The organism is Streptomyces sp. NPDC043680 (genome assembly GCF_056436685.1).
Genome location: NZ_JBWKCE010000003.1, coordinates 110965 through 127187, shown reverse-complemented (window position 1 = coordinate 127187; position 16223 = coordinate 110965). Strand labels below are relative to the sequence as shown.

General features: G+C 72.4%; 14 protein-coding genes and 1 tRNA gene. 12 read left to right on the top strand and 3 right to left on the bottom strand.

Going from position 1 to position 16223, the window contains the following annotated elements; all coding sequences use genetic code 11:
* Window positions 1-37 precede the first annotated feature (37 nt).
* From AC0666_RS07140 to AC0666_RS07085, 12 genes are all read left to right on the top strand, one after another.
* Window positions 38-586 (top strand): cysteine dioxygenase family protein, encoded by a 549-nt coding sequence (locus AC0666_RS07140; RefSeq protein WP_468583318.1) that lies wholly within the window; start codon window positions 38-40, stop codon window positions 584-586.
* On the top strand, window positions 586-1632 hold the full coding sequence (locus AC0666_RS07135) for a YeiH family protein (RefSeq protein WP_468966260.1): 1047 nt from the start codon (window positions 586-588) through the stop codon (window positions 1630-1632). Before AC0666_RS07140 ends, AC0666_RS07135 begins: the two co-directional genes overlap by 1 nt.
* A gap of 251 nt (window positions 1633-1883) precedes the next feature.
* Window positions 1884-2840 (top strand): trypsin-like serine peptidase, encoded by a 957-nt coding sequence (locus AC0666_RS07130; RefSeq protein ID WP_468583322.1) that lies wholly within the window; start codon window positions 1884-1886, stop codon window positions 2838-2840.
* 94 nt (window positions 2841-2934) lie between these two features.
* Window positions 2935-3022 (top strand) — tRNA-Ser (locus tag AC0666_RS07125).
* Window positions 3023-3253: 231 nt separating this feature from the next.
* Window positions 3254-3709: a DUF6344 domain-containing protein gene (locus AC0666_RS07120; RefSeq protein WP_478707232.1), complete on the top strand. Its 456-nt coding sequence runs from the start codon at window positions 3254-3256 to the stop codon at window positions 3707-3709.
* 351 nt (window positions 3710-4060) lie between these two features.
* Window positions 4061-5227 (top strand): acyl-CoA dehydrogenase family protein, encoded by a 1167-nt coding sequence (locus tag AC0666_RS07115; protein ID WP_468966265.1) that lies wholly within the window; start codon window positions 4061-4063, stop codon window positions 5225-5227.
* A complete protein-coding gene (locus AC0666_RS07110) occupies window positions 5224-6231 on the top strand; it encodes a bifunctional MaoC family dehydratase N-terminal/OB-fold nucleic acid binding domain-containing protein (RefSeq protein ID WP_468966266.1) in 1008 nt (335 codons plus the stop codon). The genes AC0666_RS07115 and AC0666_RS07110 overlap by 4 nt, the downstream gene beginning before the upstream one ends.
* Window positions 6231-7274, top strand: a complete 1044-nt coding sequence (locus tag AC0666_RS07105) for an acyl-CoA dehydrogenase family protein (RefSeq protein WP_468966269.1) — start codon at window positions 6231-6233, stop codon at window positions 7272-7274. The genes AC0666_RS07110 and AC0666_RS07105 overlap by 1 nt, the downstream gene beginning before the upstream one ends.
* Before the next feature lie 77 nt (window positions 7275-7351).
* Window positions 7352-7750, top strand: a complete 399-nt coding sequence (locus AC0666_RS07100; RefSeq protein ID WP_468966531.1) for a MaoC family dehydratase — start codon at window positions 7352-7354, stop codon at window positions 7748-7750.
* Window positions 7747-8913 (top strand): lipid-transfer protein, encoded by a 1167-nt coding sequence (locus tag AC0666_RS07095; protein ID WP_468966271.1) that lies wholly within the window; start codon window positions 7747-7749, stop codon window positions 8911-8913. Before AC0666_RS07100 ends, AC0666_RS07095 begins: the two co-directional genes overlap by 4 nt.
* A gap of 213 nt (window positions 8914-9126) precedes the next feature.
* On the top strand, window positions 9127-9660 hold the full coding sequence (locus AC0666_RS07090; protein ID WP_361721191.1) for a SigE family RNA polymerase sigma factor: 534 nt from the start codon (window positions 9127-9129) through the stop codon (window positions 9658-9660).
* A 256-nt stretch (window positions 9661-9916) separates the two neighbouring features.
* A complete protein-coding gene (locus tag AC0666_RS07085; protein ID WP_478707231.1) occupies window positions 9917-11566 on the top strand; it encodes a long-chain fatty acid--CoA ligase in 1650 nt (549 codons plus the stop codon).
* 69 nt (window positions 11567-11635) lie between these two features.
* On the opposite strand, the gene AC0666_RS07080 is transcribed toward AC0666_RS07085, so the two are convergent.
* The 3 genes from AC0666_RS07080 to AC0666_RS07070 form a co-directional block, all read right to left on the bottom strand.
* Window positions 11636-12211 carry an antibiotic biosynthesis monooxygenase gene (locus tag AC0666_RS07080; protein ID WP_468966277.1) on the bottom strand — a complete coding sequence of 192 codons (576 nt, stop codon included), beginning with the start codon at window positions 12209-12211 and terminating at the stop codon, window positions 11636-11638.
* Between the two features lie 13 nt (window positions 12212-12224).
* Entirely contained in the window at window positions 12225-15611 is a 3387-nt protein-coding gene (locus AC0666_RS07075; RefSeq protein WP_468966279.1) for a response regulator, read from the bottom strand.
* 119 nt (window positions 15612-15730) lie between these two features.
* The gene (locus AC0666_RS07070; RefSeq protein ID WP_468966281.1) at window positions 15731-16156 is read right to left on the bottom strand and encodes an SSI family serine proteinase inhibitor; all 426 of its coding nucleotides are present in this window, start codon (window positions 16154-16156) and stop codon (window positions 15731-15733) included.
* Window positions 16157-16223: the final 67 nt, after the last annotated feature.

Genomic DNA, 16223 nt, shown 5'->3' with positions numbered 1-16223 from the left:
GTTGGACGTGATGGATCGGCAGCAGGACGCTGCCGGTATGACCACCACAACACCGGCCCGCACGACCGCGAGGATGGCCGCCCTCGTCCGTGAAATCCGTACGGTCGTCGACCGGGGGTTGGCCCCGGACGTGACCGCGTACCTGGTGGGCGAGCTGCTCGCCCCTCACCTGGGCAGCGACGACCTGTTGACCGAGGCGCAGCAGGAGGGCGATCCGGAGCGCTACCGCCAGCACATCCTGCATGCCGAGTCCGACGGCAGCTTCTCCGTCGTCGCCCTGGTCTGGCTTCCGGGGCAGGAGACCTGCATCCATGACCACGTGTCCTGGTGCGTGGCCGGGGTGCACCAGGGCCAGGAGAGCGAGCGTCGCTACCGCCTGGCTCCCGGTGCGGGCCCGGCCCGTCTGGTGGCGACGGAGGACGTGGTCAACGGTCAGGGGGAGGTCTGCGGATTCGCGCCGCCCGGAGACATCCACAAGGTTCGCAATTCCTGTGCGGACAAGGCGATATCGCTGCACATCTACGGCGCCGACGTCTCCCGGCTGGGTACCAGCATCCGCCGTACCTACGCGCCGCCCGTCGACTGATGGCGCTCCTCCATCGCCCGCAGAGCCTGGCAGTCCGGCATGTTTCACGTGAAACACCGTCATCCTGGCCGGGGTTGGGACTCGCCGCTGCCGGCGTGGTGGTCGCCTGGACGGTGCACCGCCTGCTGCCCGTGGTGCCGATGCTGACCGCGTCGGTGGTGCTCGGCATTGCCGTAGCCCACCTGCCGGGGCTACGAGGTGTCGTACGCGGCATCGGGCGCCCGGGCCTCTCGCTGGCCGGACGGCGCCTGATGCGGATCGGCATCGTGCTGCTGGGCCTCGGTCTGGGCCTGGACCAGGTGTTCCGGCTGGGCTGGACGACGGTGGTGATGGTGGCCGGGGTGGTTGCAGCCACCTTCTTCGGCACGCTCTGGCTGGGGCGCAGGCTCGGGCTCCCCGGCGACCAGCCGTTGCTGATCGCCACCGGGTACTCGATCTGCGGAGCCTCGGCGATCGGGGCGGTGAGCCAGGTATCGGGCAGCGACGAGGAGGACGTGGCCTCCTCGGTGGCCCTGGTGACCCTGTGCGGGACCCTGGCCATCGCAGTACTCCCCCTGCTTCAAAGCCCGTTGGGTCTCACCGATCCGGCCTTCGGCCGCTGGGTGGGCGCGAGCGTCCATGACGTCGGGCAGGTCGTGGCCACCGCCCAGAGCGCGGGCCCGGGGGCGCTGGGCGAGGCGGTGCTGGTCAAGCTGATGCGGGTGGCGCTGCTGGCCCCGTTGGTGGCGGCCGTGGCCTTTTCCGTACGGGCACGACGGCAGGGGGTACGCACCGCCTCCGGGCGGCGTCCGGCGCCGGTTCCGCTGTTCGTCGCCGGCTTCCTCGCCGCCGCCGCGCTGCGTACCACCGGGGTGCTGCCCGGCGTGGCGCTGGAGTGGGCGCACACCGCGCAGGAACTGTTGCTGGCGACAGCCCTGTTCGGCCTGGGGAGCGCGGTACACCTGCCCACGCTGGCCCGGACCGGCGGAAGGGCCGCGGTCCTGGGCCTCGGGGCCTGGGTGGTGGTGGCGGGCGCCTCGTACGCGGGGGTGTTGCTGACCGTATGAGGGAGTGTCGCTGACCGGATGCGGGGGCACGGATGCCAGGGCGGCGGATGGCAGGAGACGGATGGCGACGGGCCGGACGGCAGGGGAACGGATGAGAGTTGGCCAATTCCTGGCCGGAACCGACCGAACGTTCTGACTGTCTCCTGACTTCTCGTGCCGTGCGTGCGACCCTGCGCCCGATCCGCACCGACAGCACTTCACCCCCACCCTGTCCGGTCCGAGGGGACCGGACACGGCAGAAGGAGTCAGGCGTGATTCGTCATCGCACGGCAGCATCGGTCCTCCTGGCTGCAGGCGCCCTCCTCGCGGGCGCGCTGACGGCGGCCACCCCCTCGGCTGCCGCCGACACCCCCGCATCGTTCACGCAGCAGCACACGAAGGGCTTCTGGACCGCCGAGCGGATGCGGTCCGCGGTGCCGCTCGACGTGACGGCGGTGCCGGGGGCGGCGCGCACCCCGGTGGCCACCTCGGCCCGGCCCACCGCCATCGCTCCGACGGCTCCGTCCGCGGCGGCCTCCCCCACGTCCTTCCCGCAGGCGGGCGGTGCCTGGACGGGCGGCGGGGCGGTCGTCAAAACCTCGGGCCGGGTCTTCTTCACCTTCGGGGACCGGACCGCCTCCTGCTCCGGTGACTCCATCACCAGCGCCAACGGCAGCACGGTCATCACCGCGGGCCACTGCGTGAAGTACCAGGGCGCCTGGCACACCAACTGGATCTTCGTCCCGGGGTACGAGAACGGCAACGCCCCCTACGGCCAGTGGTCGGCCACCAAGACCTTCGCCACCGACCAGTGGGCCGCCAGCGAGGACATGAACATGGACGTCGGCCTCGCCGTCGTCGCCCCCCTGAACGGCCAGAAGCTCAGCCAGGCCGTCGGTGCCCAGGGCATCCTCTTCAACGGGGGCTACAACAAGAAGATGTACTCCTTCGGCTTCCCCGCGGCCGCACCGTACGACGGCACGAAGCTCATCTACTGCAGCGGTTCCACGGGCAAGGACTTCCTGCTCACCAAGGACCACAGCCTCGGCTGCAACATGACGGGCGGCTCCAGCGGCGGCCCCTGGTTCCAGGACTTCAACGAGTCCACGGGCCTGGGCACCCAGGTCTCGGTGAACAGCTTCGGATACACCTTCCTGCCGAACCGCATGTTCGGTCCTTACTTCGGCAACGAGGCGAAGGCGGCCTACGACAAGGCCCAGACCTCCTGACCCGCCCCAGTAGGCCTTCCCGGGAAAAGCCGGCCCCCGCCGCCCTCCCCCAGCCGGTAGGCTGTAGCCGCTCCGCCCCAGCTGGGACGGGCAGGGTGGGTTGCCCGAGCGGCCTAAGGGAACGGTCTTGAAAACCGTCGTGGCGCAAGTCACCGTGGGTTCAAATCCCACACCCACCGCCACCGACCGGTGAACGAACTGATCAGAAGGGGCGCCCCTCCAAGGGGGCGCCCCTTCGTCGTGCGGCCGGGATCGACCCGCATCGACGGCGTGGGCGCCGGGGGCCTTGGTTCTTCCGAGTGGTGTTTGTCGGAAGATCGGCGCGCGTCGGTGAAGCGGTGCGGTTGCGGACACATCATGCCGAATGTATGCAGATCCGCCCGTCGGAACTTTTGCGAATCGAGGCACCCGTCATGGCTCACCGCATCAGCGTCGCGTCCCTGTGGACCGTCGTCGTCTCCGCGCTCGTCGCGCTCCTCGCTTCCCTCGGGTTCGGTCGCAAGACCGTTCCGTCCGCCGTCGTCGTTGCCTCGCCCACCCGGCCCGTGGCTGCCGCCGTACGCCGGCCGGCCGTACCGGTGGCCCGGCGGACCTGGCGGGCGGTGATGCGGGGCAGGGCGCTCCCGCCCACCATCAAGCAGCGCATCCGCGCCGAAGCCCACGGCAAGTCGCCGTCCGTCCGCCGCTCGGCCGCCGCGGCCGGCGCAGCCGCGGACTGGCCGTTGTCACCGGCCCCGCTCGCCGCGGGCCCGTCCGGGCCGTCCCCCGCCTCCGCGGCGGCCGTGGCACCCGTGACCGCTGCGCCCGCCGGGGCAAGCAGTGCCCGTTCGGTCGGAGCCGCCCGGCAGGGGCTGGCGCTCGCCGCGTAGCTGCCGGCGGTCGGAGTGCGGTGACTGGCTGCGCCTGCGGGGCATACGGGCGCGGAGTGAGATGCCCGGCGGTGCAGGACCGCGAAGAGAGCGCGCAGGAAGCGCTCGCGGGGCGTAAAGCTTGGTATTGCGGGGCCGCAGGCCCGGGAGACGGTGGGTTCCCGGACGGCGCGGCCCTTTTCGGCGTGTTCGGGGGGACGGGCGCGGCGAAACCTTTCTGCTCGTGCCCGGCTGCCCGGCTGCCCGGCTGCCCGGCTGCCCGTACCGCCTTCCCGCGCGACCTTGACATCGACCAGGAATCTGACGGACAGTCAGATCACTCGAACGATGCGATGCCGGGAGGCCAGCACCGTGCACCTCGCCCCGACCGAAGGCCAGTTGCGGCTGCGCGCCGAGCTGCGGGAGTACTTCCACGATCTGCTGCCGGACGGACTTCCCGAGGACCCGGCGGCCCAGCGCGCACTGCTGCGCCGCATCGGCGCCGACGGACTGCTCGGCCTCGGCTGGCCCGTCGAGTACGGGGGACAAGGAAGGGGAGCCGACGAGCAGTTCGTGTTCTTCGACGAGGCCTACCGGGCCGGCGCGCCCGTCTCCATGGTCACCCTCAACACCGTCGGCCCGACCCTCATGAAGTACGGCACGCAGCAGCAGAAGGACTACTTCCTTCCGCGTATCCTCGGCGGCGAGATCGTCTTCGCCATCGGATACTCGGAGCCCGAGGCAGGCACGGACCTCGCCTCCCTGCGTACCCGCGCGGTGCGCGATGGCGGTGCGGACGGCGACTGGGTGGTCGACGGGCAGAAGATCTTCACCTCGAACGCCCAGAACGCGGACTGGATCTGGCTCGCCTGCCGGACCGATCCCGATGCCCCCAAGCACAAGGGGATCTCGATCATCCTGGTCCCCACCGACGCCCCCGGCTTCACCTGGACCCCGATCGAGACCGTCGGCGGACTCACCACCACGGCGACGTACTACGACTCCCTGCGCGTGCCCGCCGGCCATCTCGTGGGCCCCGAGCACGGCGGCTGGGGCCTGATCACCAACCAGCTCAACCATGAACGCGTGGCGCTCGCCGCCATCGGCATGCAGGCCGAGGACTTCTACGCGGCTGCCCTCGCCCGTGCCCGCACCCCGGATCCCGCCACCGGCGAGCGTCCCGCCGACCGTCCCTGGGTGCAGTCCCGGCTGGCCGAGGCGCACGCCCGGCTGGCGGCCGTACGGCTCCTGAACTGGCGCCTCGTCCAGGACGTGGGCAGCGGCACCCTCGCCCCAGGCGACGCCAGCGGCGTCAAGTTCCTCGGCACCGAGTCCGCCGTGGAGGTGTACCGGATGTGCCAGGAGGTGGTGGGCGAGGAGGCGCTCGTCCGGGGGCCTGGGCCTGAGGTCTTCGCGGGCGGCGAGCTGGAGCGGATGAACCGGGCGGCTCAGATCAACACCTTCGGCGGCGGGGTCAGCGAGGTCCAGCGGGAGATCGTCGCCATGATGCGGCTCGGCATGAAGGGGAGGAAGCGATGACCGCCACGGCGGACGACGCAGCGCAGGACGGGGGACGAGCCGGAGCGGAGGACCAGGCCGGTGCCGACGCCCGCTTCCACACGCTGCTCCGAGCCTTCGAGGGACAGCCCGCCGCCACCGCCGGACGCGGCAAGGACCCGGTCAACGAGCCGATGATCCGCCACTGGTGCGAGGCGATGGGCGATGCCAACCCCGCCTACACCGGCCCGGACGCCATCGCCCCGCCCACCATGCTGCAGGCCTGGACCATGGGCGGGCTCTCCGGCCACGGCGGCCGCTCCTCCGCCTACGACGAGCTCCTCGCGCTCCTCGACGGCGCGGGCTGCACCTCCGTCGTCGCCACCGACTGCGAGCAGGAGTACCTGCGTCCGCTGCGTCCCGGCGACGCGATCACCTACGACGCCGTCATCGAGTCGGTGTCGCCCCGCAAGAAGACCAGACTGGGCGCCGGCCACTTCGTGACCACCCGCATGGACGTCCGCGCGAACGGCGAACTCGCCGGCACCCACCGCTTCCGCATCCTCAAGTACGCACCCGCCGCCCCGCGGGACCGGCAGCAAAAGAAGCCGGCGGCGGTGGCCCGGCGCCCCCGCCCCGTGGTCAACCGGGACAACCAGGGCTTCTGGGACGGTGTCCGCGAGCACCGGCTGCTGATCCAGCGCTGCACGGCCTGTGCGACCCTCCGCTTCCCCTGGCTGCCGGGCTGCCATGCCTGCGCCGGCCTTGACTGGGACACCGTCGAGGCGTCCGGCGCCGGCACGGTCTTCTCGTACGTCGTCATGCACCACCCGCCCTTCCCGGCCTTCACCGCGCATGAAGACGGCGCCGGCGAGGCGCGGCCCTACGCGGTCGCGCTGGTCGAACTCGCCGAAGGGGTCCGGATCATCAGCAACATCAGCGGGATCCCCTACGACAAGGTCCGCATCGGGCTGCCCGTACAGCTGGAGTTCCTGCGGGTGGACGAGGACCTGGAACTGCCGGTCTTCCGGGGGAGCGAGGGCTGATGGACTTCCACCCCACCGAGGAACAGGCGGCCGCGGCCGGCCTCGCCGCCCGGATCTTCACCGACCTCGCCACCCACGAACGCCTCGCCGCGGCCGGTACCGGCAGCGACGCCGAGCTGTGGAAGGCCCTCACCACCGCCGGACTGGTCTCCGCCGTCGAGGACGTCGGCCTGCTCGGCCTGGTGCTGCTGCTGGAGGAGCAGGGTCGCACCACCGCGCAGGTCCCGTACGCCGCCACCTGCGCGTACGGAGTGCTCCCGGTCGCCGCCCACGGCAGCCCCGAGCAGCGCGCCCGCCTGCTGCCCGCGCTGGGCTCGGGCGAGGCCGTGGCCACCGGCGCCTTCCCCGCCCGCGGCCGTTTCCTCGCCTCCCCGGACGGCCGCCTCACCGGCACGGCCCCGGCCGTGCCCTGGCTGCGCGAGGCCACCCACGTCCTGGTTCCCGACGCGGACCCCGCCCTGTGGCTCGTACGTACGGACGCACCCGGCGTGCGGACCTCGGCGGTGGAGACCACCGCGCCGTGGGCGGCGGGCCGGCTGACCCTGGCCGACGCCCCGGCGGAACGGCTCGGCGGGGAGGGCGCCCATGACCAGGTGCTGGCCGCGGCGCGCACCGCCTTCGCCGGACTGCAGGCGGGCGTGTGCGCGGGCTCGCTGGCCCGCGCGGTGGAGTACACCTCCACCCGGGAGCAGTTCGGCCGGCCCCTCTCCACGAACCAGGCGGTGATGCTGCGGGCCGCCGACGCCCACATGGACACGGAGGCGATCCGGGTCACCGCGTACGAGGCCGCCTGGCGCATCGACGAGGGACTCCCGGCGCGCGAGCACGCCCTGACCGCAGCCTGGTGGGCGTCGGAGGCGGGCAAACGGGTGGTGCACGCGGGCCAGCACCTCCACGGCGGAATGGGAGCGGACCTGGACCATCCCGTCCACCGGCACTTCCTGTGGGGACGCCAGCTCGACGCCTACCTGGGGTGCGGCAGCGAACTGCTGGCCGAGCTGGGCGCGCTCCTGTCGGCCGGATCCGAGGGGGAGGCCGCATGAAGAACGCGGACGACATGAAGGGCGTGGGCGACATGGCCGACACGGAAGGCATGGACCGCAGGAGCCGGGCGGGTCGTGTGAAGGTCGGCGACGCCCTGCCGCCGCTGGAGATCGCGGTCACCCGCACGCTGATCGTCGCGGGCGCCATCGCCTCCCGCGACTACCAGGACGTGCACCACGACGCGGTCCTCGCCCGGGAGAAGGGCTCCCCGGACATCTTCATGAACATCCTGACCACCAACGGCCTGGTGGGCCGCTACATCACCGACCACTTCGGGCGGGACGCCGTCCTGCGCAAGGTGGCCATCCGCCTCGGCGCCCCCAACTACCCCGGCGACACCATGACCCTCACCGGCACCGTCGCCGCCCTCGACGGGGACACCGCCGAGATCCTGGTCGTCGGCGCGAACCGCCTCGGCCACCACGTCACCGGCACCGTCAGCGTCACCCTCGGTCCGGCGGGAGGTGTGGCATGAGCATTCGTACCCGTGACGGGCTGGGCAGGCGCGCCGCCATCGCCGGCATCGGCGCGACCGAGTTCTCCAAGGACTCCGGCCGCAGTGAGCTCCGGCTCGCCGTCGAGGCCGTGCACGCCGCCCTCGACGACGCCGGGCTCAGCCCCGCCGACGTCGACGGCATGGTCACCTTCACCATGGACACCAGCCCCGAGATCACCGTGGCCCAGGCCGCGGGCATCGGCGAGCTCTCCTTCTTCTCCCGTATCCATTACGGCGGCGGCGCGGCCTGCGCCACCGTCCAGCAGGCCGCTCTCGCCGTCGCCACCGGGGTCGCGGAGGTGGTGGTCTGCTACCGGGCCTTCAACGAACGCTCCGGCCGCCGCTTCGGCTCCGGCGTGCAGCAGCGCGAGCCCTCGGCGGAGGGCGCGGCACTCGGCTGGTCACTGCCGTGGGGGCTGCTCACCCCGGCTTCCTGGGTGGCCATGGCCGCCCAGCGGTATCTGCACGCCTACGGGCTGACCCCCGAGGCCTTCGGCCACGTCGCGGTCACCGACCGCGGGCACGCCGCGAACAACCCCGCCGCCTACTTCCACGGCAAGCCCATCACCCTCGCCGACCACGCGGCCTCGCGCTGGATCGTCGAGCCGCTGCGGTTGCTGGACTGTTGCCAGGAAACGGACGGCGGCCAGGCGATCATCGTCACGAGCCCCGAGCGGGCTCGTGACCTGCGACAGAAGCCCGCCGTGATCACCGCTGCCGCACAGGGCGCCGGCCGCCGCCAGGAGGCCATGACCTCCTTCTACCGAGACGACCTCACCGGGCTGCCCGAGATGGACGTGGTCGCACGGCAGTTGTGGCGGAACAGCGGACTGCGGCCCTCGGACATCGACGTGGGCATCCTCTACGACCACTTCACCCCGTTCGTCCTGATGCAGCTGGAGGAGTTCGGCTTCTGCAAGCCCGGCGAGGCCGCCGATTTCGTCGCGGCGGACGCGCTGCCGCTCAACACGCACGGCGGGCAGCTCGGCGAGGCGTACCTGCACGGGATGAACGGCATCGCGGAGGCCGTCCGCCAGCTGCGCGGGACCTCGGTCAACCAGGTCACGGCCGCGGAGCACGTACTCGTCACGGCCGGCACCGGGGTGCCGACCTCGGGGCTGATCCTCGGCGCCGACGGCTGACCGACAACCGGGGCCGATCCTTGGAGCCGACAGCCGGCCGGTCCCCGGGCCGGGCAGCCGACCGGCGCTCACCGCCAGTTCCGGCTCCCACGGGCACCCTTCCTCCTCCACCTTCAGGAGGTGGGGTGCGGCCTCCCCCTACAACCTGAGATGGATCCGCCTTCGGCACCTGCGGCCGATCCCAGCGGCCCGCCGCGCTTCTAGCGTGGAGCCATGACCACGCCTGTGTGCACACTCGCCTCGAATCCGACGACGTACCCGTCGTTCTCGGCGTACGTCCGGACCCGCGGGACGGTCCTGATGCGCACCGCGCGCTCGCTCACCGCCAACCCGTGCGACGCCGAGGACCTGCTCCAGACCGCGCTCGCCAAGACGTACGTCGCCTGGGACCGCATTGAGGATCACCGGGCACTGGACGGTTATGTGCGCCGGGCCCTCGTCAACACCCGCACCTCCCAATGGCGCAAGCGCAAGGTCGACGAGTTCGCCTGCGAGGAGCTGCCGGAGACCGAGGAGGCGCCGACCACCGATCCCGCGGAGGCACAGGCGCTGCGCGACGCGATGTGGCGCGCCGTGACCCGGCTGCCCGACCGGCAGCGGGCCATGGTCGTCCTGCGCTACTACGAGGACCTGAGCGAGGCCCAGACCGCCGAGCTGCTCGGCGTCTCGGTCGGCACGGTCAAGAGCGCCGTCTCCCGGGCTCTGGTCAAGCTCCGCGAGGACCCGGAGCTCACCCCGGTCCGCTGAGAATGTTTCACGTGAAACCCCCGACGTTTCACATGAAACATCGACGGAACACCGCCCCTCCTCCCGCAGCCGGGCAGCCCTGTGCGTGGTGCACCGTTGGCGGGCCTCGGGTCTGTGCATCGGGCCATGCATGGCCCCGAACAGCGAATACGCGCCGTGTTTGTCCCCCCGGGTAGTGACATGCCGACCGGTACGTGCGCAGAATCGGCTGCATCCGAAGCCGCCGCAGCGCCGCAGCGCCCACCGGGAGGACGCTTTGCTGAGCACCATGCAGGACGTACCGCTCCTCGTCACCCGCATACTCCGCCACGGGATGACGATCCACGGAAAGTCCCAGGTCACCACCTGGACCGGGGAGGCCGAGCCGCATCGCCGCAGCTTTGCCGAGATCGGTGTCCGCGCCCATCGGCTGGCCAACGCTCTGCGCGACGAGCTCGGTGTCCAGCAGGACGACCGGGTGGCCACCCTGATGTGGAACAACGCCGAGCACGTCGAGGCGTACTTCGCGATTCCCTCCATGGGTGCGGTCCTGCACACGCTCAACCTGCGGTTGCCGCCCGAGCAGCTGGTCTTCATCGTCAACCACGCGGCCGACCGAGTCGTGCTGGTGAACGGAACCCTGCTGCCGCTTCTCGCGCCGCTGTTGCCGCACCTGCCCACCATCGAACACGTCGTGGTCTCCGGGATCGGCGACCGCACGGCGCTCGACGGCATCGGCGTGCGCGTACACGAGTACGAGGAACTGATCGCGGACCGCCCCGACAGCTACGACTGGCCGGAGCTGGACGAGCGCCAGGCCGCCGCCATGTGCTACACCTCCGGCACCACCGGCGACCCCAAGGGCGTCATCTACTCCCACCGTTCGATCTACCTGCACTCCATGCAGGTCAACATGACCGAGTCGATGGGCCTGACCGACAAGGACACCAGCCTCGTCGTCGTTCCGCAGTTCCACGTGAATGCCTGGGGCCTGCCGCACGCCACGTTCATGACCGGCATCAACATGCTGATGCCGGACCGGTTCCTGCAGCCCGCCCCGCTCGCCGAGATGATCGAACGGGAGAAGCCCTCGCACGCCGCGGCCGTCCCCACCATCTGGCAGGGGCTGCTGGCCGAGGTCACCGCCAACCCGCGCGACCTGAGCTCGATGAAGCAGGTCACCATCGGCGGCGCCGCCTGCCCGCCCTCCCTGATGGAGGCCTACGACAAGCTCGGCGTCCGCCTCTGCCACGCCTGGGGCATGACCGAGACCTCCCCGCTGGGCACGATGGCGCATCCCCCGGCCGGTCTGAGCGCCGAGGAGGAGTGGCCGTACCGGATCACCCAGGGCCGCTTCCCCGCGGGCGTCGAGCCGCGGCTCGTCGGACCGGCGGGCGACATCCTGCCCTGGGACGGCGAGTCGGCCGGCGAACTGGAGGTCCGCGGCACCTGGATCGCGGGCGCCTACTACGGGGGCGCCTCCGGCGAACCGCTGCGCCCCGCCGACAAGTTCAGTGCGGACGGCTGGCTCAAGACCGGCGACGTCGGCGTGATCAGCCCCGACGGCTACCTCACCCTGACCGACCGCGCGAAGGACGTCATCAAGTCCGGCGGAGAGTGGATCTCCAGCGTGGAGCTGGAGAACGCCCTGATGGCGCACCCCGAGGTCGCCGAGGCCGCGGTCGTCGCCGTGCCGGACGAGAAGTGGGGCGAGCGCCCGCTGGCCGCTGTCGTCCTCAAGGACGGCGCGAGCGTGGACTACAGGGGGCTGCGCGTCTTCCTCGCCCAGTCCATCGCCAAATGGCAGCTGCCGGAACGCTGGACGTTCATCGAGGCCGTACCGAAGACCAGCGTCGGCAAGTTCGACAAGAAGGTGATTCGCAAGCAGTACGCGGAGGGCGAGCTGGTCGTCACGAAGCTCGACTGACGCAGTCGCCTGGTAAGTCTCCCCGGGGACGCACCGCGGTGACTTACCCGGGCCCTCGGGCCGGGAGGCTCAGCCGCGCGTGAGCCATGGCCGCAGCAGCTTGCTGACTGCGGGCATGGCCGCGTAGGTCATCAGGGTGCTGAAGACGACCGTGAAGGCGGCCGTGCGCACCACGAGGGGCAGATCCACCAGGAACGGCCCGAGCAGCGCGTTGCCGAGCAGCGAGATCGGGAAGATCGCCAGCCCGGAGCTGATCGCCATCTTCCACCGGGGCGGCGCGGGCCGGGTGGTACCCGGCTTGGCGAACCAGGTCTCCATTCCGTGCAGTTCGCGCCGGGCTATCTCGGTGTGGTGGTGGCCCTCGCAGTTCGCGAAGAAGGCCGCCCGCTCGGCGGACGCCTGCCAGCGTTCCAAGGCCCCCTGATCGCGGAAGCGGTGGACGAGGAACCAGGGCGCGCCCTCGGCCGCCGGGCGGAACAGCCCGTATCCCAGATGGTCCGGGAAGGACGCCGCGGTCTCCAGGATCCCGCGCGCCCAGTCTTCGAACGCCTCCTCGTAACCGGGCTCCACCTGTCGGGCGATGAGCAGGCTCACCTCCCCGCTGTCGGCGGGGACGGTGTGCTCGGACGTGTCGGTGAGGGCCATCGGGTCAGGATGACTAGTTGGTGCCGATCTTGGCCAGCAGGTCCACGATGCGGCCCTGTACGTCCGCGGTGGTGGCCCGCTCCGCGAGGAAGAGCACGCTCTCCCCGGACGCCAGTCGCGGCAGGTGCGACTCCTCGATGCCGGCGGTCGTGTAGACGACCAGCGGCGTGCGGTTCAGCTGCCCGTTGGCACGCAGCCAGTCCACGATCCCCGCCCGCCGCCGGCGTACCTGCATCAGGTCCATGACCACCAGGTTGGGCCTCACCTGCGTTGCCAGTTCCACCGCGTCGGTGTCGGCGCCCGCCCGCGCGACCTGGAGGCCGCGGCGTTCCAGAGCAGCCGTGAGCGCGGTCGCGATCTCGTCGTGCTCCTCGATCAGCAGCACCCGGGAGGGATGCTGCTCGCTGTCGCGCGGCGCAAGCGCCTTGAGGAGGACGGCGGGGTCCGCCCCGTACGCCGCTTCGCGCGTGGCGTGGCCGAGCCCGGCCGTGACCAGTACGGGCACCTCGGCGGCCACCGCGGCCTGCCGCAGGGACTGGAGGGCGGTACGGGTGATCGGGCCGGTCAGCGGGTCCACGAACAGCGCGGCGGGGAACGCGGCGATCTGCGCGTCCACCTCCTCGCGCGAGTGCACGATCACCGGCCGGTACCCGCGGTCGCTGAGTGCCTGCTGGGTCTGCACGTCCGGGGCGGGCCACACAAGGAGCCGGCGCGGGTTGTCCAGCGGCTCCGGAGGCAGTTCGTCGTCCACGGGCGGCGGCACGGGCCGGTTGACCACCTCGACGGCGCCTCCGGGCCCGTCCAGCGGCTCGGGGCCCTCGGCGGCGCCCGCCTCCGGGGCTCCTATCGCGAAGGCCCGGCCCTGCGGTGCGGGCTCGGCGAGCCGGCGTCGGCGGCCGGAGCCGCTCGTGGCACCGGCGCCGCCGGTCGCGTCCACCGAGATGCCCTGACCGAGGGTGCCGAGGGCACGCACGCTGATCGGCTGCGCAGGATCGGCCGGAGCGTCCTGCGGTCGGCGGGCCCCCGGCACGGCGACGGAGCCCGCGGCCTCGTCCTCCGGTGCGGTCCGGGCCCCGGGAACGGGCCAGGCAGGGGTGGCGGGCAGGGCACGCCGCCGCCCGGTCGGCTGTACGGGTTCCTCTCCGGGCGCGGTCGCGGACGGCTGCGCGGCGGCGGCCTCGGGCACGGCACCGGGCGCACCCAGCACCCGCCGCCCGCGCCGCCCGGCCGGAGTGTCGCCCGTGCCCTCGGCCGCGGCCTCGGTGTCCGCGGGTGCAGGGGCGGCGGCTGCCGGAGCCGGAGCCGCGGCGGGGGTCGGTCCGGCGGGAAGGGCGAAACCGCCCTCGGGGGCGATGGGCCGCACCGGCGCCGGGGTGGGGCCGAGCCCGGTCGCGGGCACGGGGCCGCCCGGCTGCGGCGCTGCCACGGGGCCGAGGGCGCGACGCCGCGCGGCGGGATGCTCGGTCAGTGGTACGGGCGGTACGGGCGGCACGGCGGGAACCCCGGGCACCCCCGGCACTCCGGCCACCGGAGCCCCGCTCGGCACCGGAGTCGGCTGCGGGCCCACCGGCACCGGCGGGAGCGCGGGCATGCCGGTCCCGGGCGGCGGTACGGGCCGAACGGAGCCCTCTGCGCTGCCGTCGTCGGCCCGGCCGCGGCGGCGCCCGGTCCCCAGGCCCGCCGGATTCACCGGGGACTGGGCCAGCTCAGGACCGGCCCCGGGCATACCGGCAGCACCGTCGGCACCCGGAGCCTCGCCCGCCCGCCGCCGGCCCGACGGCAGAGCCAGCGCGCCCCCGGCCTCGGCCCCGCCGGACGCCTGGCTCTCCTCGGCCGCGTCCTCCAGGAACGCGTCCACACCGCGCCGGGCCCGCCGGCGCGCGGGTGGCGACGGCTCCTCGGCGGGCTCCGGCTCCGGCTCCGGTTCCGGATCCGGCAGGGTCACCGTCCCGGCTCCCGAACCCAGCGGCAGCTCCAGCACGTACGCCCCGCCGGGAGCCCCCGGAACCTCCACGGTCTGCAAAACACCCCCGTGCGCGGTCACGATGCCCCGCACGATCGGCTCGTGCACCGGGTTCCCGCCCTCGTACGGCCCGCGCACCTCGATCCGTACGACCTCGCCGCGCTGCGCGGCGGCGACCACGATCGTCGAGTCGCTGTACCCGCTGCCCTGGGGGGTCTTGCCGGTGGCGTCCACCCCGGCGACGTCCGCGACCAGGTGCGCCAACGCGGTCGCGATCCGCTCCGCGTCGACCTCGGCCTCGATGGTCGGGGCGTGGACGGCGAACTGGACGCGGCCCGGGCCGATCAGCTCGACCGCTCCCTCGACGCCGGCCGCGACGACCCCGTTGATCAGGACGTTCTTCTTCTTCAGCTTCTCGCTGCCGGCGTCGAGCCGCTGGAAGCCGAGCACGTTGTCCACCAGCGTGGTCATCCGGGAGTACCCGGCGGCCAGGTGGTGCAGCAGCTGGTTGGCCTCGGGCCACAGCTGTCCCGCGTCGTCCGCGGCGAGCGTGGCCAGCTCACCGCGGAGCTCTTCCAGAGGCCCGCGCAGGGACTCGCCGAGGACCGCCAGCAGCTGCGCGTGCCGCGCCGCCAGCGCGTCGTAGGACCGCCGGTCGGTGAAGGTCATCACGGCGCCGACGAGCAGTTCGCCGTCCCGGACGGGCGAGGTGGTCAGGTCGACGGCGACCGGCTGCCCGGCCTTGTTCCACAGCACCTGCCCGCGGACCCGGTGCTTGCGCCCGCTGCGCAGGGTGTCGGCGAGCGGGGACTCCTCGAAGGGGAACGGCGAGCCGTCGGCCCGGGAGTGCTGGATGAGCCCGTGCAGCTCCCGGTTGCCGAGGTCGGTGGCGCGGTAGCCGAGGATCTGCGCGGCGGCCGGGTTGACGAGGACGACCCGGCCTTCGGTGTCCGTACCGACGACGCCCTCGGCGGCGGCCCGCAGGATCATCTCGGTCTGCCGCTGCGAGCGGGCGAGCTCGGCCTCGGTGTCCACCGTTTCGGAGAGATCGCGTACGACGAGCATCAGCAGCTCGTCCCCGGTGTACGGCTGCGGTTCGCGATACGCGTCGCGGCCGTCGAGGTGGGCGGCGGTGACCTCGACGGGGAACTCGGACCCGTCGGTGCGGCGCGCGATCATCCGCTTGGGCTTGGCCCGGCCGCCCTCGTCCTCACCGGGCCGGCGCATGGAGCCGGGGATCAGCTTGGAGTCGAACTCGGGGAGGAGGTCCAGTACGCCCCGTCCGACGAGAGCGGTGCCGGGGCTCTCCATCACCTCAAGGGCGATCGAATTCGCGTTGACCACCGTGCCGTTGGCGTTGACGAGCAACAGCGCGTCCGGGAGTGCGTCGAGTATTGCTGCGAGGCGAGCAGCGCCTCGGGATGGCCTGCTGCTCACGACGAGCTTCCTCCCTGACCACGACTACCGGCATGTCACGGGAGGAGTCTAAGGGCACGGCCCCGGCCCGAGGTGGCGGATGGCGGGCGGATACCGCGCATCCCGGGCATCCTCCCAGGTCAGGAGCGCTTACCCGGAAGCACAGGTTCCAACTCGTTCCAACGTGCGATCTCACACCCGTTGGTCCGCCGGAACACGGCGTCCACCTTGCGGCCTTGCCACGTTCCGGTGATGCGCGCGGTGGCCGGCCCGCCGTCCTGCATGGTGCACATCTGCCGCTCGCCGGGCTCGGCGAAGGGATCCTTGCCCTCCTTCGCGAGCTGATCCAGGCGGGCGCAGGCCTCCTCGGCCTCGGGGTGGTTCCCGCCGACGGGATCGCACTCCAGCCGGTACTCGCCGTCCGTCAGGGGGTTGCCGGTGCCGGACACGGCGACGACGAGCCGGTCGGGTGTCGCCAGCAGGCGGCCCAGCGGCAGCGGGGGAAGCGGCCCTGCGGCCGTGGCGGCCAGGGCGGAGGTGACGGCGAATGCGGCGAGACGCAGCATGGGGCACTCCAGGTCGTCCGTACGTCGTACGTCTGCTCAACGACGCGGCGGGTGCCGACGTTGCGTA